Origin of the sequence: Azospirillum soli (genome assembly GCF_017876165.1) — a bacterium.
GTDB lineage: Bacteria > Pseudomonadota > Alphaproteobacteria > Azospirillales > Azospirillaceae > Azospirillum > Azospirillum soli.
Genome location: NZ_JAGINQ010000012.1, coordinates 54,314 through 79,357 on the forward strand (window position 1 = coordinate 54,314; position 25,044 = coordinate 79,357).

Sequence of the window (25,044 nt, forward strand, 5' to 3'; positions counted from 1 at the left end):
GACTTTCGTCTGGGCGTGCATGACCTTGAACGGAAATGTGACCAGTGACGACATCTGTAACTGTTAAGGCCACGCCGGACACCCTCGCGCTTACCGCGGAACGGTTCCCTGCCTCTTCGCCGGCGCGGCGGCCCGTGCACGCAACAGGAAGAGGGGCAGCATGTTCGGCGGCGTGGAAGCCTTCTTCGACAGCAGCGGGTTCATACCGCATGGGGTGTGCCTGCTCTGGCGGCCGGAGATCCTGGCCCTTCACGTCACCGCAGACGTGTTGACCGGCCTGTCCTACTATTCGATTCCCATCGCGCTCGCCTACTTCGTGCTGAAACGGCGCGACCTGGTGTTCAGCTGGGTGTTCTGGCTGTTCGCCGCCTTCATCCTGGCCTGCGGGACGACCCACTTCTACAGCATCTGGACCCTGTGGAATCCCGACTATGCGGTGGAAGGGGTCATCAAGGCTGTGACCGCCATCGTCTCGCTGCTGACCGCCATCGCCCTGTGGCTGCTGATGCCGAAGGCGCTGGCGCTGCCCAGCCCCAACCAGATCGCCGCCACCAACGTCGCGCTTCACCGGGAGATCGAGGTCCGCCGTCAGGCCGAGCAGCGCTACGCCAGCTTCTTCAACAACCTTGCCGAGGGGCTTTTCGTCATCGCCGTGCTGCCCGACGGGCAGTTTGTTTTCGACACGCTGAACCCCGCCCACGCCCGCGCGACCGGCATCGACCCCGACGCGCTTCGTGGCCGGCTGGTCCGCGACGCGGTGCCGCCGGAAACCGCCGACGCGGTGATCGAGCGCTACAGCGCCTGCGTGCGTGCGGGCGAGCCCATCGATTATGAGGAGACGCTGGACCTCCCGGTCGGGCGTCGCGTCTGGCACACGGTGCTGGTGCCGGTCCGCGACGGCAGTGGCCGGATTGTGCAACTTCTCGGCAGTTCCCGCGATATCACTGAGCGCAAGCAGCTTCAGGAGGAATTGGTCCAAGCCTCCAAGCTCGCCACGCTGGGCACGCTCGCCGCCGGCATGGCGCACGAAATGAGCCAGCCACTCAACATCATCCGCATCTGGGCGGAGAACGCCCTGTCACGCCTGCGCGACGGCGAGACGGACGCGGGGCGCCTCGACAAGGTGCTGACCCTGATCTCTGAACAGACCGAGCGCATGGGCAAGATCATCGACCACATGCGCACCTTCGCCCGGCGCGACGGCGGCGGCATGGAGCCCTTCGACCCGGCGAACAGCATCCGCTCGGCGGTCGAGCTGGTCCGCAACCAGTTCGCTTTGGAGAACATCACGGTCAACACCGACATCACGGGCGAACGCTGCCTCGCGCGTGGCCGTCCGCTCCAGCTGGAGCAGGTGATCCTCAATCTCCTATCCAACGCCCACGATGCCATTCTCGAATGGCGCGCGGCCAAGGACGGCGGCGATCCGCAGGCCGGACGCATCGCCGTATCGATGCATTGCGACGGCGGCCACACGGCGACCATCGTCATCACCGACGACGGCGGCGGCATCGACCCGCAAATCCTGCCCCGCATCTTCGACCCGTTCTTCACGACGAAGGAGGTGGGGAAGGGCTCCGGCCTTGGCCTGTCCATCGGCTACGGCATCATCGACGCCATGAACGGCCGCATCGAGGCGGACAACGTCGATCACCCCGGCGGCGGTCGCGGAGTCCGCTTCACCATCACCCTGCCGGTTACCCGCCCGTCCTCTCGGGAAGTGGAGCGTGCCCATGCCTGAGCCTACCCCTGCCCCCGTCCACATTCTGGTCGCGGAAGACGAGCCCCTCGCCGCCATGGCGCTGGAGGACTTCCTGTCGCGCAGGGGCTTTCGCGTCACGCTCGCCCAGGACGGGCTGGAAGCCATGGAGCGTCACCGCGACGACCCCGCCGACGCGGTCATCACCGATCTGCGCATGCCCCGCATGGATGGCCGCGCCCTGATCCGCGAACTCCGCTCGCAGAGCGCGACGCTGCCGCTGGTGGTGATGACCGGCTTCCTGTCGATGGACGAGGGCCAGGATGACCTGACCTCGGACCGCTGGAAACCCCTGGAAATCCTGCGCAAGCCCGTCAGCCCGCAGGTGATCGTCGATACGCTGCTGCGGCTGATCGGGCGTCCGGGCGGGAGCGCCTAACCCCCAACCTCCTCCAGCGGCTCCACATCCACGCTGACGGTCAGCGCGTGCCCGGCGCCGCCCATCAGCACGCCGCGCGCTGGGCTCACGTCGTCGTAATCGCGCCCCCAGGCGATGGTGATGAAATCCTGGTCGGCCCGCCGATCATTGGTCGGGCAGAGATCGACCCAACCCGCGCTTCCGCACCAGACCGACGCCCAGGCGTGGCTGACGTCGGCGCCGACCAGACGCGGCTGTCCGGCCGGCGGCAAGGTCCGCAGGTAGCCGGAGACATAGCGCGCGGGCAGCCCAACTGACCGGACGCAGCCGATCACGATGTGGGCGAAGTCCTGGCACACGCCGCGCCGGTGCCGCATCACCTCGGCCAACGGCGTGGCGACGGTCGTCGCCGCCGGGTCGAAGGTGAATTCCCGGTGGATGCGGTGCATCAGGTCCAACGCCGCCTCCACCACCAGGCGCCCCGGCGTGAAGGATTGGCGGGCGTAGTCCAGCAGCATCGGCGACGCCGCCACCAGCGCGCTGTCGAAGCAGTACTGCCCGATGTCCGCCCCGCCATCCGCCCCGTTATCCGCGCCGGGCAGGCTGCGCAATGAATCGCGCACGCTCTCCCACGGCTGCGACAGCGCTGCATCCAGCGGCGGCGGTGCGAAGACCTCCACCTCGCTTTCGGCGGTCAGGACGAACTGGCGGTGCGGCTCTTGCACGGCGACGTAGGTGACGGTGTTGCCGAAATAGTCGATGTGGTCGCTGCGCACCGCCGGGGCCGGCAGCACGGTCAGCATGCTGCGCCGCACCCGTTGGCGCGGGTGGGGGCGGGCGGTCAGGTGCAGCAGATGATGCGACACCGGCACGTCCTCGCCGTAGTCGTAGCTCGTCACGTGGCGCACGCGGTAGCGCATCGCGCCGCCGTCACGCGCGTTGGCGGGGGCGTCAGGCCGATCGGGCGAAGGCATGGCTGAAATACGCGTGGGCCAGAAGGTTGGAAACGTCCGGAAGCGACATGGCGAGGCTGTCGAGCAGCGTGTGCAGCGCCGTGCTGGACCGCAGCGCCTCCGGGTTGCGCAGCGACGAACGGCACGTCTGCACCAGGGCCAGCGCCGATCCGGTCGGGTCGTCCGCCGCACAGCGCGACCCGGCGGGCAGCGCCGCCACATGCCCCTCCAGCGCGGCAAGCTGGAAGGCCAGCGCGCGCGGGTTCGTCTCGTCGGCCAGCAGCAATTCCAGCACGGGGGTGCGCTGCACGCTGGTCAGATAACGGGCGCGGTAGGTCATGACGCTCTCGCCCAATTCCAGCAGGACCGACAGGGCCGCTGTCCGCGCACCCTCATCCTGCCGGTCGAGCCCGCCTACGCCAACGCCCCGCATCAAGGCGACGGTGTGGATCGCGCGTTCGATGCGCCGCCCGATGTCCAGGAAGCGCCAGCCCGGCCCACGCGTCATGCTCTCCTGCTCCAGCCCGGCCAGCGCCGCGAGGCTGGTCACGAGATCGTCCAGGCGCAGCAGCATCGCGGCGGCATCTAGCCGCTGCTCCGGCGGCTGGCTCTGCCGATCCAGCATGGTGATGACCCGCCACATGTCCAGCGACAGGCGGTCGCGCACCGAATAGGCGGTGCGGTGCAGCCGCTCCACCTGGGCGCGCAGGCTGTTCGGATGCTCCGGATCGATCACCGAACTGTACAGCGCGTTGCGCAGCGCCCGGCCGCTGCCGTGATCCGACACGCGCGTCAGGTCCCACGGGATCATGCCGACCCAGGCCATCAGCCCCAGCAGCGGGCGCAGCTGTACGGCGGCGCCCGGCAGGTTGCCGTCGGTCAGCCGCGTGTGCGTCGCGCGCAGCAGGCGCACTGCCCCTTCCGACCGTTCCGCGTAGCGGCCCAGCCAATACAGGCTGTCGGCAACACGGCTCGGCAGGTCGTTGTTGGCCGGGCGCACGGCCGGTGTCGGCAGTTCCGGCGTGGTCACGTCCGCCGCGCGTTGCGGGCTCGGGCGCGCCGGGGTGTGCTCGCCACGGCGGCCGGACAGGATCCAGGTGTCCTTGCTGCCGCCGCCGCGCTGCATGGAGACGACCAGCTTGCCCGATTCCGTGGACACGCGCGTCAGACCACCGGGCATGACGGCATAGCCGCCATCCGGCTTGGCGCACAGGAAGACGCGCAGCACCAGCGGTCGCGGTTGCAGGCGCCCGCTCTGCCAGACGGGGGCGGTGGACAGCGCCAGCCGCTCCTGCGCCACGTAGCACCAGGGCCGCGCCTTGATCCGCTCGACGAGAGCCGCGCGCTCCGCCGACGACAGGTCGGCACCGAAGATCGGCTCGAAGGCCAGCGACGGGAAGGCCGGCTTCACCACCAGCCCGTCCAGATGGTCGATGACGTAGGCGCATTCCGCCTCGTTGCCGCACCACCAGGCGGCGACCCCGGGCATCTTCAGCTCCTCGCCCAGCAGATGGCGGCACAGCATGGGCAGCGACGACTTGACCGCCATCGATTCCATGAAGCCGGATCCCAGCGAGTTCGCCACCGCCACGGTGCCGGCGCGCACCGCCTCGATCAGGCCGGCGACGCCCAGCGAGCTGTCGGCGCGCAGCTCCAGCGGGTCGGCGAAATCGGCGTCCAGGCGGCGCAGGATCACGTCCACCGGGTCCAGCCCGGACAGCGTCTTCAGGAACACCTGACGGTCGCGCACGGTCAGGTCGGCGCCCTCCACCAGCGTGATCCCCAGATAGCGCGCCATGTAGACGTGCTCGAAATAGGTCTCGTTGTAGGGGCCGGGGGTCAGCAGCACGACGCGCGGCCGGTCCCGGCGCGGGCTGAGCGAGAGCAGCGTTTCCTTGTAGGTCTCGAAGAACGGCCCCAGCCGCTCCACTTGGCAGTGGCGGAAGCTGTCGGGCAGCACCTTCGCCATGACCGCGCGGTTTTCCAGCGCATAGCCGCTGCCGCTTGGCGCCTGGGTGCGGTCGGACAGCACCCACCAGCGCCCGTCCGGCGCGCGGGCGAGGTCGGCCGCGTAGAAATGCAGATGGATGTCCTTCGGCACCCGGATCCCGTGCACGGCCCGGCGGAATCCGGGATCGGCGTGGATTACGGCCGGCGCCAACCGGCCGCCGCGGGTCAGCGTCTGCGGCCCGTACAGGTCGGTCAGCACGGCGTTCAGCAGCGTGGCGCGCTGGATCAGGCCCGACTCGACGGCCTTCCATTCGTGCGCCGGAATCAGCAGCGGCACCATGTCGAGCGGCCAGGGCCGCTCCATCCCCTTGGGGTCGCCGTAGATGTTGTAGGTGACGCCGTTCTGGTGCAGAAGGCGCCGCGCCTCCTCCCACCGCTCGGCCATCAGTTCGGGGTCGAGGGGCCCCAGCGTTCCCATGAAGGTCTGCCAGTGCGGGCGCAGGCGCCCCTGGCCGGTGACCATCTCGTCATAAACCTGCCCGGTTCCATAGCCGAGCGCGTCGGCCTCGCCGAACAGCGATCCCTGCAGGAACGGCTCCGGACGCATCCCCGACGGGTTGGGGGCGTTCGGGGCGGAGAAGGAAAGATCGCGGTCGGACAAGGCGGGTTCGGGCGCTCAACTCTGGTGCGGTGCCGGGTGAGTGTGAACGCCCGTTCCCGCCGATGCAAGCGGCGGTTCGGAGGCCGCAAGGGGCGCATTTGCTTTGAAGGCCCCTCTCCCTTGAGGGGAGAAGGGCCTCCAAGCTCCCCTTACAGGGTCTTCAGGTACTCAAGCAGCTGCCAGCGCTGCTCGTCGGTCAGCGAGGCGCCGAACTCGTGACCGGTGTTGCCGTTGCCGGGCTTGGTCGTGTCGAAGGTGAAGGTGTTGTCCGACGCCGACGTGTCCACGCCGACCTTGACCGGGTCGAGCGAGGTCGTGCCCATGCGGAAGGTCGTCGAACGCTGCGCCGCCGGAAGCAGCATCTCGTACAGGTTCGGGACCGAGCCGTTGTGCATGTACGGCGCCGTCGCCCAGATGCCGTCCAACGGGCGGGCCTTGTAGGCCATCAGCGTCTGGATGGTCTGGGACAGGGCCTGGTCGTCTTCCGCAGCCTGGGCCGCGGCGGTCTTGGCCGGGGCGCGGGCCTTCAACGTGTCCACTTTCGACTTGTCCACGGCGGACGCCGCGACCGCCGGGGCGCTGCCGTCGACGGCCGGCTTCTTCTGCGACAGCACGGCCTGGATCGCCAGCACCTCGTCGCTCAGCTTCTCACCCGGCTTCGGGTTGAACACCTGGCGGGTGTCTGTGATCGGCCGCACGGCCTTGGTCGCGGTCGTCCCGGAAGCCCAGGACTGGCCCGACGCCGACTGGCCCGACGCCGACTGGGATGCCCAGGGCTGGGACGACTCCCGGCCCTTCGCCATGTCGATCGCCAAACCCGGATCGTCCAGCAGGCTCTTGATGATGGTGCCGATGACCGCGTTGGACAGGATCACGGCGTCCTGCTCCACCGGCTGCAACGGCTTGCCGCCCAGGAACTGCGGCGGCATCGCCACGCCCTCGATCGGGCCGGTCTTGGCCGTCTTGCACAGCGCATCCACGGCCATCTTCGGGTCGGAACCGTAGTTGACCGTGACGAGGCCGGCCTTTACGGCGGCATCGACGCCCAGGCCCGGCGTGCACATCATGCCGAAGGCCTTCTTCACCTTGGCCGGGTCGTTCGGGTCCGCCCAGGTGAACAGCGGCTCCATGCGGATAGAGACCTTCGGCATGGGCTCGTCACGCGGCACGACCTGATGGCAGCCCGCGCAGTTCTGCTGATAGATCGCCTCGCCGGCGGCGGCCTTGATGGTGTCCACCGTGCCGGCGATGGAGTCCGGCCACACCGGAGACCGCAGCTTCCGGAGTTGGTTCTCCATATCGTACAGGTTCCGCGCGCGGATCGTGGACGTGTAGTAGTAGTGCAGGTCGTTCTTCGGCTTGGTCAGGTTGGCCTTGCCGAACACGCCCAGCACCTCGCCGGAGTTGCGGCCCAGCGCGTCGAGCGCGGTGGCGTTCTCCAGCAGGCCGTTCCACTGCACCTTCGGCAGGTACGGCGCGTCCCACAGGTGCGGATAGCTGACCGGGGCGTTCGGCGCGCGGCTGTTCGACGGGATCTTCAGATCGATGGACGTCACGCGGTTGAAGATCATGCCGAACGCGTCGGTGCGCATCGGACCCCAGGGGGTGTCTGGTGTGCTGTCCTTCACGAAGTCGGCGAAGGACGCGTCGAACGCCCGCACCTGCTTCAGCAGCGCCAGACGGTTGGCCGGCGTGGCCTTGGAGCCGAGCACGCGCTGGGCGAAGCGCTCGAACGTCGGATCGTCGGTGGCGGTGGCGCGGACCGCCGTGCTCAGCGCGCCGATGAAGGCGTAGAGGTCGCCGGTCGTGACCGCGCCGTCGATGCGCATGGTCTTGTTGCCAACCCGCACGTCGCCGGTGTGGCAGGCCGCGCAGGTCATGCCGATCCAGGCCGTCTTGTCCGGATCGACATCCTTCGCGAAGCCGACCGGGAGCAGGTCCGGGTTCCACGAGCTGGCCGTGCCCGGCAGGTAGCCGAACCGGGTCAGGCCCTTGTGGAACAGGTCCTTGGTCGCCGGGTCCTCCAGCGCCATGAACCAGTCGTAGCGCATGATCTGCGAGCCCTGCGTAGCGTAATAGTACCACTGGCGGGCGCCGTCGTCGTTCCAGTTCTGGTCGAGGTACCAGAGGTCGCCGACCTGCTTCGGCGGATTGACCGAAACGGGCCGCGGCGGGGCGGGCGGCGGTTCGGCGCAGGCGCCGAGCAGCATGGTTCCTGCGGCGAGGGTGGTTAGCAGGCGGGCTTTCATCCCTGATCGCTCCTGAAGGATGTTCGGCGGGCATGCCGGAGATCCTCAGACGCTAGACGTGATAACAACCTCCATGCTTCATTTTGTGCGCCCAACCTCCTCATCGAGGGGCTTTGATGCAGTTTGCGCACCCAAAAGATGCAAAATTGCAACGCAACGCCTACGAATGAATGCCGTGGCGGGCGCACCCCTCACGCTTCGCCGGCCGAGTCCTATGCGACTCGGCCGAGTCCGGCCAGCCTTAGCCCCGTCGCAAGTCCAGCGTCATGGGGAACTGCGGGTTGCGCTCCTCCGCCGGGACGGCCATCGGGCCGGGCGTGTGCCCGAACGGGAAGAAGCGGGCGAGCCGCCGTCCCTCCGCCTCGTTGGCGTTGACCGGGAAGGTGTCGTAGTTGCGCCCGCCGGGGTGCATGACATGATAGGTGGCGCCCCCGATCGACCGCTCCGCCCAGGTGTCCACGATGTCGAAGACCAGCGGCGTGTGCACGGGGATGGTCGGGTGCAGGCAGGACGGCGGCTGCCACGCGCGATACCGCACGCCGGCCACGAACTCCCCCTCCATGCCCGTGGGGATCAGCGGCACGCGGCGCCCGTTGCAGGTGATGGCGTAGCGCGCGTCGGTCAGCCCGGTGACCCGCACCTGCACCCGCTCGACCGAGCTGTCCACGTAGCGCACCGTGCCGCCGCCGCCCGGCTCCTCGCCCAGCACGTGCCAGGGCTCCAGCGCCATGCGCAGCTCCAGCGTCATGCCGCGCTGCGCCACATGCCCATAGACCGGGAAGCGGAAGTTCATGTGCGGCGCGAACCACGATTCCTCGATCGCGTAGCCGTGCTCCTTCAGGTCGGCCAGCACGTCGGCCAAGTCCTGCTGCACGAAGAAGGGCAGCATGAAGCGGTCGTGCAGCTCCGTTCCCCAGCGCACCAGCTTGCCCTTGTACGGAGCTTTCCAGAAGCGCGCGACCAGCGCCCGCATCAGCAGTTGCTGGGTCAGGCTCATCTCCGCGTGCGGCGGCATTTCGAAGGCGCGGAACTCCACCAGACCCAGCCGCCCGCTGGAGCTGTCGGGTGAATAGAGCTTGTCGATGCAGAACTCCGCCCGGTGGGTGTTGCCCTGCACGTCGGTCAGCAGGTTGCGCAGCACCCGGTCCACCAGCCAGGGTGGGCAGTTCCCCGTCTCCGCCGCCCGGTCGATCTGGTTGAAGGCGATGTCCAGCTCGTAAAGCGTGTCGTCGCGCGCCTCGTCCACGCGGGGCGCCTGGCTGGTCGGGCCGATGAACAGGCCGGAGAAGACGTAGGACAGGGCAGGGTGGTTCTGCCAATAGGTAATCAGACTGCGCAGCAGGTCCGGCCGGCGCAGGAACGGGCTGTCCGCCGCCTTGGCGCCGCCCATCACCACGTGGTTGCCGCCGCCGGTGCCGCAGTGGCGCCCGTCGATCATGAACTTCTCGGCACCCAGCCGCGACTGCCGCGCGTCCTCGTACAGGTCGATGGTGTTGCGCACTAGTTCGTCCCAGCTGTGGGCCGGGTGGATGTTCACCTCGATCACGCCCGGATCCGGCGTCACGGCCAAGGAGTTCAGGCGCGGGTCCTTCGGCGGCTGGTAGCCCTCGATCACCACCGGCATGTCGAGTTCGACCGCCGTGGCCTCGATCTCCGCCAGCATCGCCAGATAGTCCTCCAGCGTGTTCATCGGCGGCATGAACAGGTGGATGCGCCCCTGGCGCGCCTCGCAGGTCAGCGCCGTGCGCACCACCCACCAAGCTGACTTGCCTTCCTCGGGCAATTCGGTGCGCACCTCGGCCATAGCGCGCTGCAAGCGCTCCATCCGCTTGTCGCGGTTCTGCCGGTCCGCCTCTTCCCGGAGCGCGTGCTGGCGCAACGGCACCCGGTTCGGCGGCAGTGGCGCCCGCTCTTCGAACGGATCCGTCTCCCACGAGTAGGGATAGTCCTGCAGCGCCACCCAGGGCAGGGAGCCCAGCGGCAGCCGGTAGCCGACCGGGCTGTCGCCCGGCATCAGCAGCAGCCGCTCCTGACGCAGCGGCCAGGAACTCGACAGCCACACCGGCCCCTGCTGAGTCACCTTGCGGTTGATCGGCAGCGCGAAGCCCACCGGCTCGTTCAGGCCGCGCACGAAGACGCGGGCCAACCGCGCGCGCTCCTCCTTGTCCTCCAGCTTGCTGTCCAGCGGATCGACGTTGACCGGCAGCAGCGATTCGCGGCGCAGGTAATGCCAGGGGTCCTCATAGGCCGCCAGCACCAGCGCCGGGTCCAGCCCCAGCTTCCTCCCCAGCGTGACCAGGAAGGTGCCGGCGTCCTGCGCCGTGTGGCCGTAGTCCGTGTCTTCGCGCGCCAGCAGGTCGGCGTTGTTCCACAGCGCCCCGCCGTCGCGGCGCCAATAGACGGTCATCGCCCAGCGCGGCAGCGATTCGCCCGGATACCACTTGCCCTGCCCGAAATGCAGCAGCCCGCCCGGCGCGAAGCGGTTCTTCAGTCGGTGGATCAGGTCGGCGGCCAGCTTGCGCTTGTTGGGACCCAGCGCGGTCGTGTTCCACTCCGCCCCATCCATGTCGTCGATGGACACGAAGGTCGGCTCGCCGCCCATGGTCAGGCGCACGTCGCCGGCCTTCAGATCCTCGTCGACTTTGTGGCCCAGCGCATCGATCCTGGACCACTGTTCCGGCGAGTAGGGCTTGGTGACGCGCGGCGCCTCATAGATGCGGGTGACGGACATCTCGTGCCCGAACTCCACCTCGCACTTGTCCACCAGCCCGGAGATCGGCGCGGCCGACGACGCATCGGGCGTGCAGGCCAGCGGAATGTGCCCTTCGCCGGCCAGCAGGCCGGAGGTCGGATCCAGCCCGACCCAGCCGGCGCCGGTTAGGAACACCTCGGTCCAGGCGTGCAGGTCGGTGAAGTCGGCTTCCGGCCCGGACGGGCCGTCCAGCGCCTTCTGATCGGCGGTCAGCTGGATCAGGTAGCCGGACACGAATCGCGCCGCCAGCCCCATGTGCCGCAGGATCTGCACCAGCAGCCACGCGGAATCGCGACACGACCCGGTGCGCTTGCCCAGCGTCTCCTCGCAACTCTGGATGCCCGGCTCCAGCCGGATGACGTAACCGATGTCCTGTTGCAGGCGCTGGTTGATGGCGACCAGGAAGTTGATGGTCGGTGTCGGTTCGCGCGATATCCCCGTCAGATACTCCGCCAGCAGCGGCCCCGGCTCCTCGACCTCCAGATAGGGGCGCAGTTCGCGCTCCAGCCATGGCTCGTAGTCGAAGGGGGCCTTGGTTGCCTTCTCCTCCAGGAAGAAGTCGAACGGGTTGATGGCGGCGATCTCGGCGACCAGATCGACCTCGACCACGAACTCCCGCGTCTTTTCCGGGAAGACAAAGCGCGCCTGATAGTTGGACTGCGGATCCTGCTGCCAGTTCAGGAAATGCTGCTTCGGCGTGACGCGCAGCGAGTAGCTGAGAATCGGTGTACGGCAGTGCGGGGCCGGACGCAGCCGGACGATCTGCGGTCCCAGATTGACCAGCCGGTCATAGCGGTAAATGGTCTTATGGTTGAGAGCGACGTGGATCGCCATGGATGCCCACCCGTTGCCTGCCAAAGCTGTCGCCGGCCGAGACAGTTCGACGGGCGGATCGCGCACGTTAACACCGATGTGCACGCGCCGACAGGGCTGTGTTGCAGCGCACAACGCGGATCAGTTGCGCAAAAGTCACGCTTTTGTCCGATCTCGGGGCGATGCCATTTACACCTATGATTCCCGCCTTATAAGCAGGGATCCTGTTCCATCGAATCGGATGATGCGCGGGCGCGAGTGAAGGGTGCTTTCCGGGTATGGTATCGTTGGCGACCTCGTCGATGAGCGGTGGTTCCCGTGCGGGCGCTTCGGCCCCCGGCGGCGGCACGCGTGGCGTGGTCACCGGAAAGTACTTCAACTTCAATCCCTTACCGCCGCCGCCGGACATTCTCGGCAATCCGCTCGTCGTCCCCGACCTGCCGACCCACAAGCGGCCGAAGGAAAACTGGCGCAGCCGTTTGCAGCGCTTCCTGGCGCGCCTGCACCTTGGCAGCCAGTCGGCCCAGACCAAGCTGCGCTGGAAGGTGCAGGACACGGCCGCCTCGGTTATCGCGTCGGTGTCGGCGTCGGCCTCCCTGCTGGCGGAGCGCCGATCTCCCGCCGCGCGCAAGAACTCGACGGTTCCGGTCATCGTGGTGCGCCACCCCTACCATCTGCGCCACGTGTTCGAGCTGATTCCGCAGCTGCCCGACGCGCTGGCGCCGGAACGCCGCTTTCTCGAACTGCTGATGGGCCGCATCCTGCGCCGTTACGGCGAACAGATGGCTTTGATGAAGGGATCTCCCTTCTCCTTCGAGAACGAGGCGCGCGAGTATTTCTTCGCCGGCTTCAAGCTTGAAAGGCAGCTCAAGAACGTCAGCGGCGCCGACGAGCGCTTTGCCGCCCTGCAAGCGATTTACATCAACTATTTCCACGGCCGCAATTACTACTACTATGCGCTGTTGCGCCGGGAGAAGCTGGCCCCGGACAACAAGCTGTTCATGCTGTTCTCGCGCGCCGTCTATTTCATGGCCCGCGTGGACTGGAATGGGGAGCTTCTGGACAAGCCCAACCCGCGCTCCCTGCCGAGCCGCGACGACGTGATGTTCTTCGTTCAGCGTGACAAGACGGTCCTGACGCGCTATCGCAGCGACCAGGATTTCCAGCGGCAGGTCAAGAGCGTGCTGGAAGCATTTCCGGCGTAAGGGTTTCCTCGATGCGGGCAGCGATTTTCCTGGTCTCCGTGCTGATGACGGGCTCCGCCTTCGCGGCGGACGGCTCCGCCGCCGATTGCGCGACGGCCGAGACGCCGACCGCCCAGCTCATCTGCCGCGACGCCGCGCTCGCCGCCGCCGGGGAAAAGCTCGACACCACCGTGAAGGCCTTCGGTGATGCCACCGGCGAGGTTGGCCGCAAGGCGCTCGCCGCCGGTCAGCATGCCTGGGTTCAGCGCCGCGACGCCGCTTGCCCGGTGACCAGCGCCGACCTTGCCGACTCCAAGAAGTCGAAGGAGCGTGCGGGCTGCCTCCTGCGCCTGACCGCCGAACGGACCAAGGCGCTGGAAGACAATCTGTCCGCCCGCCGCGCGCCGGTCGCCGACCAGCCTTTGACGATCACCGATGCCGTCCCGCCGCGTCTGCCGGCGGCGTCGGCAAAGCCGTCGCTTCCGAAGCGCCCGGCCGGCGTCGCCGGCGTCGCCGGCCGCTGGGCCAAGGCCGACCCGCAAACCCGCACGCCCATCGACGACTGCCGCACCTCCTATCTGGAAGTGTCCAAGGAGGCGGCGATCAGCCTGAACGACCCGCGCATCCCCAGCTTGCCCATTCAGGGCCGCCTGACTCTGGCCGACGGTGACCCGGCGCAGGGTCTCACGTTTGGTGCCGACGGCACCGGCCCCAAGGGCGAGTTGCGCCTTGATGCCGCCGAGGCCCCGCGCCTCGACCGCTTGTTCCTGCGCCTGAAGCAGCCGCTGTCCTTCGGCGCCACCTTCGTCCGCTGCCGCTGACGCCCGATCTGGCTTCGTTGCCGTTCTTCCGATAGGCCTTTGCCCCGTCAATGGACGTATTGCGCGCCGATCCGATCACCACAGATCGGGTTTGCTCACCATCAGATGGATGATAACCAGCACTGAGATGAAGGCGGGCCAACCGAGGGCGAACCAATAGCGGCTGTAGCGCCAATAGGTTTCCGGCAGCGGTGTCCCCTCGGCCGCCGCCGTCTTAGCCATCTTCGCCATCTGGATCTGAAGCCAGACCACCGGTAGCCAGCAGGCGCCGGTGATGGCGTAGAGGATCACCGCCGCCACGATCCAACTGGCGGTGACGCCATAGCCGACCGAGACGGCAAGCATCACCCCGGTGACGAACTGGGATACGACGGAGGGGGCCGTGAACAGCCAATCCGCCAGCACGACGTTGCGGGCGATCACGGCAACAACCTTGGGATCGCCGGAACGATAGCCCATCCATCCGTGAAAGGCAGTGCCTAGGCCGGTGCCGAACAGCAGGGTCGCGCCGACGATGTGGATGTAGCGGAGCAGATGATACTCGTCCATTCAGTCGTCCTCCAGTGCGATCAGCGCCGCCGTCCCGGCAAGCACCGGCAGATTCTTGAGAATGGGGCCGAAGGGATGCAGCCAATGCGCTGGTGCGAACAGGGTGACGAGCGCCGTGTAGCCCACCACCACGGCCAATTGCGTCCACAACACAGTGCGCCGCCGCCGGCCATGAACGGCCAGCAAGGCAATGCCGAGGACCAAGTCCGCAGCGGCGCCTCCATAGAGCAACAGTGTCGCGAACGGGCCGTGCAAGCCCATTTCGGCCAACAGTTCGTATCCGAGCGCCGTCGAAACCATCGCGGAGATGAGGCCCGTTCCGATCCACAAGGCGGCCATGGCGGCCAGCAGCGCCCATCGCGGAACCAACAGGCGCGCGGCCGTCCTGTCCGATGGGCCGGCCGGCGAGTGGCGCACCAAGGCGGTGGCGATCGGGGTCGGAGAAAGGCGGACCGCTTCCCAAAGGCTGCGCCCGGTCACCCGGTTCGGCAAAGCCAGACAGGCGGCGAGTTCGCGCGACAGCGGCACGCCGCCGAACAGCTCGCCGACAAGCCCGGCAACGGGGAACGCAGCCTTTGGCACCGGCAGACGGACGGGTGGATTGCGCCCCAGCCACACGGCGAAGGCGTGAATCAAGGCCACCGTTCCCATGACATCGGGGCCGCCGGCCTCAAGGACGCCGACGGGCATGTCAGGATTCGTCGCCAGTGCTGCGATTCCATGCGCAAGGTCATGCACATGCACGGGTTGAAGTTCCGCGCCGGCGACGTCAAGCGCCATGCCCACGGCGGCAAGCGATGCGAACATGCGCGAACTCGCGCCTTCCCGGCCAACGACGACTGAAGGACGGACGATTGCCACCGCCGTGCGGTGCTCCTTCCCCAACCGCAGGGCGGCTTCGTCGGACGCCGCCCGCTGGCGGAGGAAATCGGCGGGTGCGTCGGACGACGCCCCGAGCGCCGACAGGACCACCAAGCGGGTGACGCCACCGGCGACCGCCTGCCGGGCAAAGGTCAGGGCAAAGTCGCGGTTTGCTTCGGCGGCGTTGGCGCCGGCCACGCCCACAGCGTTTATCGCGACGTCGTATCCGCGCAGTGACGGCACTCCGGCAACGAGGTCGATGACCTCCGCTTCCGGAAAAGCGGCTGCCAGTCGACACGGAGCGCGCCCGGCCACCGTTACGGCATGTCCCCGATCAAGCAGCGCCGCGACGATGCGCCGGCCTATAAACCCGCTCGCTCCCGCGACGATGACGCGCATGATCCTCTCCGGCGGCAACCGCTCGATCCGTTCGTGAATTGGACGGGAAGAACTGTACCGCCGCCAGACGTTGTGGTCGCCGCCGAGAAGTGCGGCTGAACGCCGCCAGCGTCGCTACGTGGGGAGCGGGCCGTTAACCAATACAACATTCATGGAAATGTGTTGCGCAGGTTAATGCCATGCTTCTCGTGCGTATGCGCATCGTCGTGCAGCGACTGCGCAATGAAGGCTCTGATTTGTAATGAGAAAACGCCAGTTTCGTCCGTTGAGCAGATTTGAGAACCCGCTAAATCTGCACAGCAATGGACAATGATAGAAATCGAACAATTCTAAACCTTATCCAGCTGGAAACGGACGGTTCCGCTCAGCCGCTCGCCGGGCTTAAGGGTTATAAGGCCGGCGTCCGTCTCCTCGGCGTGGTTGATCGCGTCGGTCATGTGGGTGACGGGCTCGACACACAAATAGTCTTCGCCCTCTGGCGCGTAGACCACCAGATGGCCGAAGGGACCGTCCGCCAGCAAGGTCAGGTGCAGACCGGATCCCAGTTCGGCGCCCGGCCCAATGCCCGGCCATGTCAGGGTCGCCAAGCCGTCCCAGCCGGTGAAGCCGTTGTCCAGCACGGTGCGGTCCATCGTCACGCCATCGGGGAAAGCCCAGACGCCGGGCAGAGGCGCCCGCTCCACCGGCAGCATGGTCAGGCCGTTCAGCCAGACGGCACCGACCCGCGCCGTCAGCACCGTGCCCGGCGGCTTCGGAAAGTAGGGGTGCAGGCCGATCCCGGCCGGCATTGGCGCTTGATCGTTGTTGGTCACGTCGAGGGCGACCGTCAGCCCGTCTTCTCTCAGCGCGAAGGTCTGTGATGCGGTGTAGGTCCACGGCCAAGCGTCGGCCGGATGCCGGAAAGACAGGCGGGCGGCGGCCTCCGTCCGCTCCTCCACCCGCCAGTGGGCGCGCCATGCATGGCCGTGAATGGCGTGCGGGCAGCCGGGCAGGTCGAGCGGCAGGCGCACCTCCCGCCCGTTGAAGCGGAAATGGCCGGCGTCGATGCGGTTGGAGAAGGGGATCAGCGGAAAGCAGCCCATGTCGATGGCCGACCCGGCGCGCATGGCCTCCGCCGAGGCGGGACGCATCAGTTCCACGGTTCCCTTGGGGCCGTGCCACGTCAGCCGGGCGATGGAGCCGCCGTGCCGCGGGCTCAGCACGCATTCGATGGTGCCCCCCATCGAAGAACGGTGCCGCAGCGTGACGAAGTCGTCGGTGTGGCCGGTTTCGGCGCCCATATCGGCCTCCTGGCGGTCGGTCGCCGACCGGGTATCGCACACAGCGTGGGGAAAAGGGAAGCGCGTCCGCACCCGGCCGATGGACACAAAAAAAGACGTTTCGCATGCGGAATTGCGACGATTAGTATACCGCGCATTATATACGGGCTGTTTACCGTACACGCCCGACAATGATCCCTTCTATTCCCGGCCGTCACCGGCCGCGCCGCATTCCTTTGTAGGGACAGCGTGTCCAACCCTTTGACCACGACCCGACCCGCCACCGTCGCTTCCGGCACCGTCGGCGCGCTTGACGAGGCGGACCTCTGCCATACCCTCGCCGACTTTCACGGCGTGCAGGGGAGGATGGTTATCGGCCTGTCCGTGCGTCCGTATCTTGACGCCCATGTGCTCACCCCGACCGAGGTGATCCACAACAACAAGCTGTTGAAGGCACTGCTTGAGCAGGGGCAACTGGTCGAAAACGCCATCGTGAAGGTGGCGACCATGCAGGCGCGCGCACCGGGGCAGGATGCGAAATCCCGGCGCTTGGCGATCCAGAACGCCATCAACGAGACCTCCGTCAAGGCGCGGGCGGCGCAGGTGGCCTTCGCCGGGCTGCCGAAGGGGCGCGCTCCGGTCGATGCGGTGGTGGCTGCCCTGCCGGCCAGGACGCCGACCGGAGATGTCGATTACGACTTGAGGGTGGCGCTCAGCCTCGATCTGGCGGAACACCGGACGTGGTCGGCCAAGCTCGACCGGCTGATCCAGCTGTGCCAGCAGGACCGGGACGAGCGGCTGATGGCGGCGGTGGACGGCGTCATCGGCGACGTTCTCGCCTCCGTCGCCGCCACGCAGGAGCTGTTCGGGGCTCCGCTGCTGCCCGGCGCGGTGCTGCTGAAGTTGTGCGAGATGCTGTTCGGCCGCGTCGGCATCGATCCCAGGGGAGCGAACCGCATCGGCACCCTGAACGGCTGGTTCCGCCAGGGCAAGCTGCCGCTGGCCCGCGCCATGGTGCTGGAGCGCATCCGGCGCCAGTTGCGGGCGCCCCAGCCGCTCGGCCGCGGGCAGGCCGCCGAGGAGGCCGAGATTCTGCGCAGCCTCCTCGGCCATCTGCTGACGCCTTCCGGCATGATTGGCGGTGGGCCGATGGCCGACGCTTTGACGGTCCGCTACTCGCGCCGGCTGGAGCAGGGCGGGGCCAGCGCCTACCGCCGCTCCATTGTCGGCCTCAGCGAGACGCAGACGGACCTGATCCGCCGCATCCACTATCTGTCCGCCGTCTCCACCGTCCCGGCCTCGGAACGGCATCTCGGCGAGATCGTGGACGCCCTTGACGCCGCGCTGGGCAATGAGTTGCTGGTCGAGAACATGATCCTGCAATCGCCGGACACGGCGCTGGTCCGGCAGGGTCTGTCCGGTGCCGTCGAGGCGCTGCGCGCTTCGGGCCTGCCCGACAAGGCGAAGGACCGGATCGCCGGCCGGACCGAGTTCATCGTGGACGAGTTCACCAAGAAGGGCCGCCTCGCCCAGCGCCTGCGCCAGATCGAACCGGTGCTCCGCCGCCGGACGATCCGCTTGGCGGAACTGGCCTGCTCCGGCCTTGTGCGGGAGCAGGGGGCGCTTCCGCTTCTGCGTCAGCACATTCTGGAGATCGTCCGTCAGCCGCAGTTCCAGTCCGATCTGGTGGCCCAGCAAAACGACGAATTGGCCCAAGCCGAGGTCCGGCGCCTCTACGAACTGCTCGACAAGCTACGACCGGTACCGGCCACTCAACCCGGCAGTGTCGCGACCGCCCCCATGGTCCCGACGCCGCCCGCCGCCCGGGTCAGCGCGCAACCGGTCACCGTGGCGACGGCGGCGGAAACCGTGGTCGCCGATCTTTCGACCCGCGCCATGGTCACCGCCCCCATGCCCCAGTCGCCGGGCGGTCTGTCGAGGCGGAGCGATGCGGACGGCCTGTGCCCCGCCTGTTTCGCCCCCACGGCGCCGCGCGAGAGCTGCCGAGACTGCGGCTACCCGATGCAGTCCGAAAATCGGAACGGCGTCCACCTGATGCCCGGCACGACCTTGCAGGGGCGTTACAAGGTCGGCCGCATCCTGGGGCAGGGTGGTTTCGGCGCCACTTATCTCGGCTGGGACGACCGCCTCCACATCAAGGTCGCAGTGAAGGAGTTCTTCCCGGCCAACCTGATCTCGCGGGTGTCGGGCTCGCTTGGCGTCATGCCCTTCTCCGACGAGCACGGGCGCGGGTTCGCCGCCGGTCTGGTCAAGTTCCTGGACGAGGCCCGCCTGCTTGCCCGCCTTCGGGACGTGAAGGAGATCGTCGGCGTCCAGGACTTCTTCGAAGCCAACGAGACCGCTTACCTCGTCATGGAACTGCTGGAAGGCCGGACCATGAAGAAGTACGTCGCCGAAAGCGGCGGCCGGATCGACGCGCGCCGGACGCTGGCCATCCTGTCGCCCATCATGAAGGCGCTCCAGGCGGTGCACGAACAGGGGTTGATCCACCGCGACATCAGCCCCGACAACATCTTCCTGACCACCTCGGGGGAGCGCAAGCTGCTGGACTTCGGCGCCGCCCGCCACGCGGCCGGGCAGGCGGCCAGCATGACCGTGATCCTGAAACCCGGTTATGCCCCGCCGGAGCAGTATTCCCAGGACGGGAATCAGGGGCCCTGGACCGACGTCTACGCCGTCTGCGCCACCGCTTACGGCGCCCTGACCGGGAAGACTCCGCCCGACGCCACCAGCCGCTTCATGAACGACAAGGTCCCGAAGCCGTCCGAGCTGGGGGTGAACCTGCCGCCGGCCTTCGAAAATGTGCTGCTGGCCGGGTTGTCCATGCGTTGGCAGGACCGGCCGCAGAGCATGCGCGACCTTCTCCGGGCCATGAGCGGAACCCTGGCGTAGCTCAGGCCCACTCGCGGACCATGATCATGCGGGCGTAGGCGTGGCGAAAGCCCAGTTCCCGCGCCGCCCGTTCCGACGATCCGGCTGGCGCCACCGCCACGGTCGCCAGATCGCAGCCGGCCGCTGCGGCTAAGGAAATTCCGGCCGACAACAGCGCCCGCTGCAAGCCCCGGCCTCGGTACGCCTCCCGCGTGCTGGCCGAGAATAAAATGGCAAGGCCGTCCTGGACCGATAACGCGGCCCCGCCGGCCGGCGTACCGTCGATGCGGGCCAGCAGGGTGGTTACCGATGGGCGGCGCGCCGTCAGGCGGGCCAGCTGGAACGTGGGGTCGTCTTCGGCCACCGCGTCGCGGCCCAGGAAACCCTGGGCCACGGTCATGGCCCAGTCCTCCGCGCAGTCGGCGGAAACCTCTACGCCGGGCATGGCGGACATCGGCTCGTTGGGAGCAATGGCCCGGACGTGAGCGTTGAGGACGCGGGCAATGGTGTAGCCGCGCGCGCCAAGCCCTTCAGTCAGCGACCGGTCGGCCAGCGGGCAGAGATCGACGCGGGGCGTGCAGCCGCGCTGCTGGAAGAAGGATTCGACCTCGGCGAGGTCTTTCGCGGCGACTGCAACCCCGAGGCCCAGGCCGACCGCTTGGTTGACCGGCAGGCCGGGCGCGATGAACGCCGCCCGGCCGCCGGCCACCTCGATGGAGGCCGCGCTGGAAGCGGGATCGAGGCGGCGCGCGGTTTCCGCCACCTCGACACCCGTGGCCGCTTCGGACCGTTCCAGACGGCGGGCCAGAAGGGGATCGGCAAACAGCATGGTCGAACCCACCCCCTCCCTGGCTGGCTCCTTACTTGGCGTCCGCCGCGACCTGCATCTTGATGATCTTGTCGGGGTCGGTGACCTGGCCGTTGCGGGACTGGCTGCCCTTCTTGATGTTGTCCACGAACTCCATGCCCTGGGTGACCTTGCCCCAGACGGTGTACTGGCCGTTCAGGAACGAGGCATCCGCGAAGCAGATGAAGAACTGGCTGTTGGCGCTGTTCGGGTCCGGCGTGCGGGCCATGGAGACCGTGCCGCGCACGTGCGGCTCTTTGGAGAACTCGGCCTTCAGATTCGGCTTGTTCGAACCGCCGCTGCCGGTGCCGGTCGGATCGCCGGTCTGGGCCATGAAGCCGTCGATCACGCGGTGGAAGACGACGCCGTCGTAGAAGCCGGCGCGGGCCAGTTCCTTGATGCGGGCGACGTGGCCGGGCGCCAGGTCCGGGCGCATTTCGATCACAACGCGGCCGTCCTTGAGGTCGAGATAAAGGGTGTTTTCCGGATCCAAGGCCTTGGCCTCCCCCTGAACGAGAAAGAACGTGGCGACCAGTGTCGCCATGAGGATACGCGTCCACCGCAACATGCGAAACTCTCCGATGTGCCGATTCCGCGGAGGCGACCATAGGGGAAACCGGCGGCGATGCAAAGCGCGCGGCGGGTGATATGTCCTCGCAATGTCGCAAAGCCTGCCCCTCGCGCCTTGGCCCGGCGGGAAGATAAGCTCACGGCCGGGTGTTCATCGTGGGTAGTGGGCTATGTCGAGGGCGTGGAGCGTGTTGCGGTGGCTGGTCAGGATCGCGGTCGTCGCCGGTGCGGTGATCGGGCTCACGGTCTACGCCGGCGATCTGGCCGGAGCCGTGGCGACGCGCCTCTTGCGGGATGCCGGCTTTCCGGAAGCGAAGGTCATCGTCACCGACATCGGCCTGAACGCCAGCCAAGCCACCGTTCGGCTGGACAAGGCGGGGGCGGTGGGCGGAACCGTTGCCCTGGATCACCCATGGCCTGACCTGCTGGAAAGCCGCATCGCGCGGGTGGTGGTCAGTGGGGCCCGCGTTCGGCTGGATGTGGCGAAGAACGGTCGTGTCCGCCTTGCCGGGCAGGCGCTGGGCGGTGGAGAGGGGGGGAGCGGGGCCGAGCTCCCCGTTGACGAGCTTCGGGTCGAGGACGGGGCCGTGACCCTGGTGACGCCAAACGGCACGGCGACGGCCGCGATTCGGCTGTCCATGGCCCGGCAGGGGCCGGACTACCAAGGACAGGCGACGGTGACGGCACCGGCCAAGGGGCTGCCCGCGCTTGCCGTCTGGGCGGGCGCAGCGATCACCGAAGCAGCCGGCAAGCTTTCGCTCAAGACCCAGTTCCGATGGGGCGGCGAGGGGCTGACATCGCAGGGCGAACTGCTTCTCAGCGAGGTGGCCGGACGGTTCGGGCCGGTTGCGGTCGGCGGGGTCAACGGCGTGATCAAACTGTCGAGCCTCTATCCGCCGGTTGTGCCGAAGGGGCAGACGCTGGCGGTCAAGCTGCTGGACGTCGGGTTGCCGCTGACTGAGGGCACCATTCGCTTCGGCCTCTCGCGCGGCGGGCGGCTCGACGTGGACCGGGCGGAATGGAACTGGGCCGGCGGGCTGGTCCGGGCCGAACCGTTCGGGATCATGCCCGACCGGCCCAAGGGCACCATCGACCTGAAGGCCGAGGGCATCCACCTCGGGCCGCTGCTGGCTCTTGCGGCGGTCAAGGGGCTGGACGCCACCGGAACGGTCAGCGGCCACCTGCCGGTGCGGATCGCGGACGGCGAGGTTCACCTCGACGGCGGGGTGCTGGAAGCGGACGGCCCCGGCACACTGCGCTACGACCCCGACGACCCGCCGGGATTCCTCCAGGGGCCGGAGGGCAGCCCCACCGACCTGCTGATGCGTGCCCTGACCGACTTCCGCTACGACAGCCTGCGCGCCACCATCGACGGGCAGGCCGGCGGCGACCTCGGTGTCGGCATCGCCATCCGGGGCGCCAACCCGGCATTCTACGATGGCTATCCGGTCGCGCTTAATCTTAAGGTGAGCGGCGCGCTGGACCGTATCCTGCGCCAAAGCCTTGAGGCCTATCGCATCCCCGACGCGGTCCGCGACCGCATGACGGAGTTCGAACGAAAGACCCCATGACGATCCCCTTCATTTCCCGCCGCGTCGCCATCATTGGCTTGGCGGCCGCCGGCCTCGCGGCCTGCGCGCCGACCGTCAAGATCGAGGCTCCGGACAAGCCCATCGAGATCAACTTGAACATCCGGATCGAGCAGGAGGTCCGGGTCAAGGTCGAGCGCGACTTGGACAAGGCCATTGCGGAGGATCCGGCTCTGTTCGGCCTGCCGCCGGCCTCCACGACGGGAGGGACGAAATGATGACGCGTCTGTTCGCTTCCCTGGCTCTCGCCCTCACCCTAGCCGTATCGGCGCCGGCCGTCGCGCAGGACGCGCTGGCCCAGGCCAAAGCCGCCGGACAGATCGGCGAGCGGCCGGACGGGCTGGTCGGCTTCCTGCCCGGCGCGCCGGCTACGGCCGAACGGCTGGTCCAGCAGGTCAATGCGCAGCGCCTTGCCCGCTATCGCGACATCGCCAAGAGCAACGGCACCACGCTCGAACAGGTCCAGGCGGTGGCCGGCAAGCAGCTCGTCGAACGGACGCCGCCGGGGCAGTTCGTCGAAGCCGCCCCCGGGCGCTGGGTCCGCAAGTAAGGGCGCCGGCATGGCTCCTCCCTCCGACCTTCGCCGCCAGCTTCAGACGCACCGGCAGACGCTCGGCAAGGCGCCGGGCGACGCCGGGGCGCTGGCCGGGCTGTTCGCCACGCTCGACGCGCTGGGCGAGGCCGGCACGCCGGAGGAGGCGGTGGCCCGCTCCAACCTCGGCGAGGCGTTGCGCCGGCAGGGCCGGCTGGACGAGGCGCTGGCGCATCACCGCCGGGCGGTGGCGTGGCTGCCGGGGTTCGGGGGCAACCACTTCAACCTGGGCGTGACGCTCCAGGCGCTGGGCCGGGTCGGCGAGGCAGCGGACGCCTATGGCGAGGCCGGCCGCATGATGCCCGGCTTCGCGGGCGCCCCCTGCAACCAGGGCGCCATGCTTCACCAGTTGGGCCGGCTGGACGAGGCGGAGGCCGCCTTGCACCGGGCGCTCGGCATCGACGCCGGGCTGGTGCCGGGGTGGCTGAACCTCGGCGGCGTGGCGCGGGAGCGGGGACGGTTCGACGCAGCCCTTGCCTGTTTCCGCAACGCCTTGGTCCTGCGGCCGGATCTGGCCGAGGCGCACGCCAATCTGGGGCTGACCCTGAAGGAGGCGGGCCGGGTGGCGGACAGCCTGCCCGGCTTTGCGCGCGCCCTGGCTCTGGGCCTGCCGGATGGCGGCGGCGTGCTGGCGCAACTGGTGCAGCAGCAGCGCCACCTGTGCCGCTGGGACGGCTTGGCCGAACGGTCGACGCGGCTGGTCGCGGCGGTGCGGTCCGGCGCGACCCGGCAAGTTCACCCCTGGATCTTCCTGGGCGAGGGCGCCGGGCCGGCGCTGGAGCGGGCCTGCGCGGAACGCTACACGGCGTGGCGGACGCGGAACGTCGCCGCTCCCGCTTTCGTCCACCGGACCGGGCCACGGGAGCGGCTGCGGATCGGCTATCTGTCGGCGGACTTCCATGAGCATGCGACGGCGGTCCTGATCGCCGAACTGATCGAACGGCACGACCGGAGCCGGTTCGAGGTGGTCGGCTACTCCTACGGGCCGGACGATGGCGGACCGATGCGGCAACGGCTGGGCCGCGCCTTCGACCGCTTCGTGGACCTGTCGGCGGTGCCGCACGCCGAGGCGGCGCGGCGGATCCACGCCGACTGTATCGACATCTTGGTGGACCTGAAGGGGCACACCCAGAGCGCCCGCATCGAAATCCCGGCCCACCGCCCGGCCCCGGTGCAGGTGCAATGGCTCGGCTACCCCGGAACGATGGGGGCCGGGTTCATCGACTATGTGATCGGCGACCCGGTGGTGACGCCGCTGGACCGGCAGGCGGACTACGCCGAGCGCATCGTCCAGCTGCCGGGCTGTTACCAGCCGAACGACTGCACCCGGCCCATCGGAACCACCCCGAGCCGGGCGGCCTGCGGCCTGCCGGAGCAGGGGGTGGTCTTCTGCTGCTTCAACGCTGCTTACAAAATCACGCCGGACCTGTTCGACCTCTGGTGCCGGCTGCTGGCGGCGCTGCCGGGCAGCGTTCTGTGGCTGTTGGAAAGCCATCCGGAGGTCGCCGGCAACCTGCGCCGCGAGGCCGTCCGGCGCGGCATCGCGGTGGAGCGGCTGATCTTCTCACCCAAGCTGCCGCTGCCCGAATATCTGGCGCGCTACCGGCTGGCCGACCTGTTCCTGGACACGGCCCCTGTGGGCGCGCACACCACGGCCAGCGACGCATTGTGGGCCGGTCTGCCGGTGCTGACCATGCTCGGCGACAGTTTCGCGTCACGCGTGGCCGCGAGTTTGCTGCGCGCAGTCGGTCTGCCGGAACTGGCGGTCGAGTCGGCCGAGGCCTATGAAGCGGCGGCCTTGCGGCTGGCGCGGCAACCGGACGAGATCGCCCGGCTGAAGGCCCGGCTGACGGAGGGGCGGGACCGGGCGCCTCTGTTCGACACTGACCGCTTCGCCCGCGCGCTGGAACGCGCCTTTGAAGCTATGTGGGCCGTCCGGGAAGCCGGAGAGCCGCCGAGAGCTTTAACGATTTCCGAGGAGTGAGC

General features: G+C 68.4%; 18 protein-coding genes. 9 read left to right on the forward strand and 9 right to left on the reverse strand.

All coding sequences use genetic code 11. The features are described from left to right. The first annotated feature begins 160 nt into the window (after window positions 1–160). Both J2852_RS18700 and J2852_RS18705 read left to right on the forward strand, forming a co-directional pair. Window positions 161–1,741: a sensor histidine kinase gene (locus J2852_RS18700; RefSeq protein ID WP_209878316.1), complete on the forward strand. Its 1,581-nt coding sequence runs from the start codon at window positions 161–163 to the stop codon at window positions 1,739–1,741. Continuing rightward, on the forward strand, window positions 1,734–2,138 hold the full coding sequence (locus J2852_RS18705; protein ID WP_209878318.1) for a response regulator: 405 nt from the start codon (window positions 1,734–1,736) through the stop codon (window positions 2,136–2,138). The genes J2852_RS18700 and J2852_RS18705 overlap by 8 nt, the downstream gene beginning before the upstream one ends. On the opposite strand, the gene J2852_RS18710 is transcribed toward J2852_RS18705, so the two are convergent. From J2852_RS18710 to J2852_RS18725, 4 genes are all read right to left on the reverse strand, one after another. Continuing rightward, window positions 2,135–3,091 (reverse strand): transglutaminase family protein, encoded by a 957-nt coding sequence (locus J2852_RS18710; RefSeq protein ID WP_246499822.1) that lies wholly within the window; start codon window positions 3,089–3,091, stop codon window positions 2,135–2,137. The two genes, J2852_RS18705 and J2852_RS18710, sit on opposite strands and share 4 nt — an antisense overlap. Continuing rightward, window positions 3,069–5,681: a circularly permuted type 2 ATP-grasp protein gene (locus J2852_RS18715; RefSeq protein ID WP_246499823.1), complete on the reverse strand. Its 2,613-nt coding sequence runs from the start codon at window positions 5,679–5,681 to the stop codon at window positions 3,069–3,071. The genes J2852_RS18710 and J2852_RS18715 overlap by 23 nt, the downstream gene beginning before the upstream one ends. A gap of 149 nt (window positions 5,682–5,830) precedes the next feature. Further along, window positions 5,831–7,930 (reverse strand): di-heme-cytochrome C peroxidase, encoded by a 2,100-nt coding sequence (locus J2852_RS18720; protein WP_209878320.1) that lies wholly within the window; start codon window positions 7,928–7,930, stop codon window positions 5,831–5,833. 241 nt (window positions 7,931–8,171) lie between these two features. Beyond that, window positions 8,172–11,516: a transglutaminase family protein gene (locus J2852_RS18725; RefSeq protein WP_209878322.1), complete on the reverse strand. Its 3,345-nt coding sequence runs from the start codon at window positions 11,514–11,516 to the stop codon at window positions 8,172–8,174. 281 nt (window positions 11,517–11,797) lie between these two features. Here J2852_RS18725 and J2852_RS18730 point away from each other — a divergent pair, with 281 nt between their 5' ends. Both J2852_RS18730 and J2852_RS18735 read left to right on the forward strand, forming a co-directional pair. Next, window positions 11,798–12,700 carry a hypothetical protein gene (locus J2852_RS18730; RefSeq protein ID WP_246499824.1) on the forward strand — a complete coding sequence of 301 codons (903 nt, stop codon included), beginning with the start codon at window positions 11,798–11,800 and terminating at the stop codon, window positions 12,698–12,700. Between the two features lie 11 nt (window positions 12,701–12,711). Beyond that, window positions 12,712–13,500, forward strand: coding sequence for a lysozyme inhibitor LprI family protein (locus J2852_RS18735; RefSeq protein WP_209878326.1), 789 nt, complete (start codon window positions 12,712–12,714; stop codon window positions 13,498–13,500). A 75-nt stretch (window positions 13,501–13,575) separates the two neighbouring features. Here J2852_RS18735 and J2852_RS18740 read toward each other — a convergent pair whose 3' ends face one another. From J2852_RS18740 to J2852_RS18750, 3 genes are all read right to left on the reverse strand, one after another. Then, window positions 13,576–14,049, reverse strand: a complete 474-nt coding sequence (locus J2852_RS18740; RefSeq protein WP_209878328.1) for a DUF2269 family protein — start codon at window positions 14,047–14,049, stop codon at window positions 13,576–13,578. Then, window positions 14,050–15,309, reverse strand: coding sequence for an SDR family oxidoreductase (locus J2852_RS18745; protein ID WP_209878330.1), 1,260 nt, complete (start codon window positions 15,307–15,309; stop codon window positions 14,050–14,052). Window positions 15,310–15,638: 329 nt separating this feature from the next. Continuing rightward, window positions 15,639–16,589, reverse strand: coding sequence for an aldose 1-epimerase (locus tag J2852_RS18750; protein ID WP_246499825.1), 951 nt, complete (start codon window positions 16,587–16,589; stop codon window positions 15,639–15,641). 240 nt (window positions 16,590–16,829) lie between these two features. On the opposite strand from J2852_RS18750, the gene J2852_RS18755 reads away from it, so the two are divergent. Further along, on the forward strand, window positions 16,830–19,481 hold the full coding sequence (locus J2852_RS18755; protein WP_246499826.1) for a serine/threonine-protein kinase: 2,652 nt from the start codon (window positions 16,830–16,832) through the stop codon (window positions 19,479–19,481). Window position 19,482: 1 nt separating this feature from the next. Here J2852_RS18755 and J2852_RS18760 read toward each other — a convergent pair whose 3' ends face one another. Then, the gene (locus J2852_RS18760) at window positions 19,483–20,289 is read right to left on the reverse strand and encodes a GNAT family N-acetyltransferase (RefSeq protein ID WP_209878332.1); all 807 of its coding nucleotides are present in this window, start codon (window positions 20,287–20,289) and stop codon (window positions 19,483–19,485) included. A gap of 31 nt (window positions 20,290–20,320) precedes the next feature. After that, the gene (locus J2852_RS18765) at window positions 20,321–20,851 is read right to left on the reverse strand and encodes a peptidylprolyl isomerase (protein ID WP_246499827.1); all 531 of its coding nucleotides are present in this window, start codon (window positions 20,849–20,851) and stop codon (window positions 20,321–20,323) included. Window positions 20,852–21,047: 196 nt separating this feature from the next. Here J2852_RS18765 and J2852_RS18770 point away from each other — a divergent pair, with 196 nt between their 5' ends. From J2852_RS18770 to J2852_RS18785, 4 genes are read left to right on the forward strand one after another with little or no spacing between them, the layout of a single operon-like run. Then, a complete protein-coding gene (locus J2852_RS18770; RefSeq protein ID WP_209878335.1) occupies window positions 21,048–22,448 on the forward strand; it encodes an intermembrane phospholipid transport protein YdbH family protein in 1,401 nt (466 codons plus the stop codon). Next, entirely contained in the window at window positions 22,445–22,684 is a 240-nt protein-coding gene (locus J2852_RS18775) for a YnbE family lipoprotein (protein WP_209878337.1), read from the forward strand. Before J2852_RS18770 ends, J2852_RS18775 begins: the two co-directional genes overlap by 4 nt. After that, complete coding sequence (locus tag J2852_RS18780) at window positions 22,681–23,016, forward strand: YdbL family probable chaperone protein (protein WP_246499828.1); 336 nt, start codon at window positions 22,681–22,683, stop codon at window positions 23,014–23,016. Before J2852_RS18775 ends, J2852_RS18780 begins: the two co-directional genes overlap by 4 nt. Before the next feature lie 10 nt (window positions 23,017–23,026). Further along, on the forward strand, window positions 23,027–25,042 hold the full coding sequence (locus J2852_RS18785; RefSeq protein WP_209878339.1) for an O-linked N-acetylglucosamine transferase, SPINDLY family protein: 2,016 nt from the start codon (window positions 23,027–23,029) through the stop codon (window positions 25,040–25,042). The last annotated feature ends 2 nt before the right edge of the window (window positions 25,043–25,044 follow it).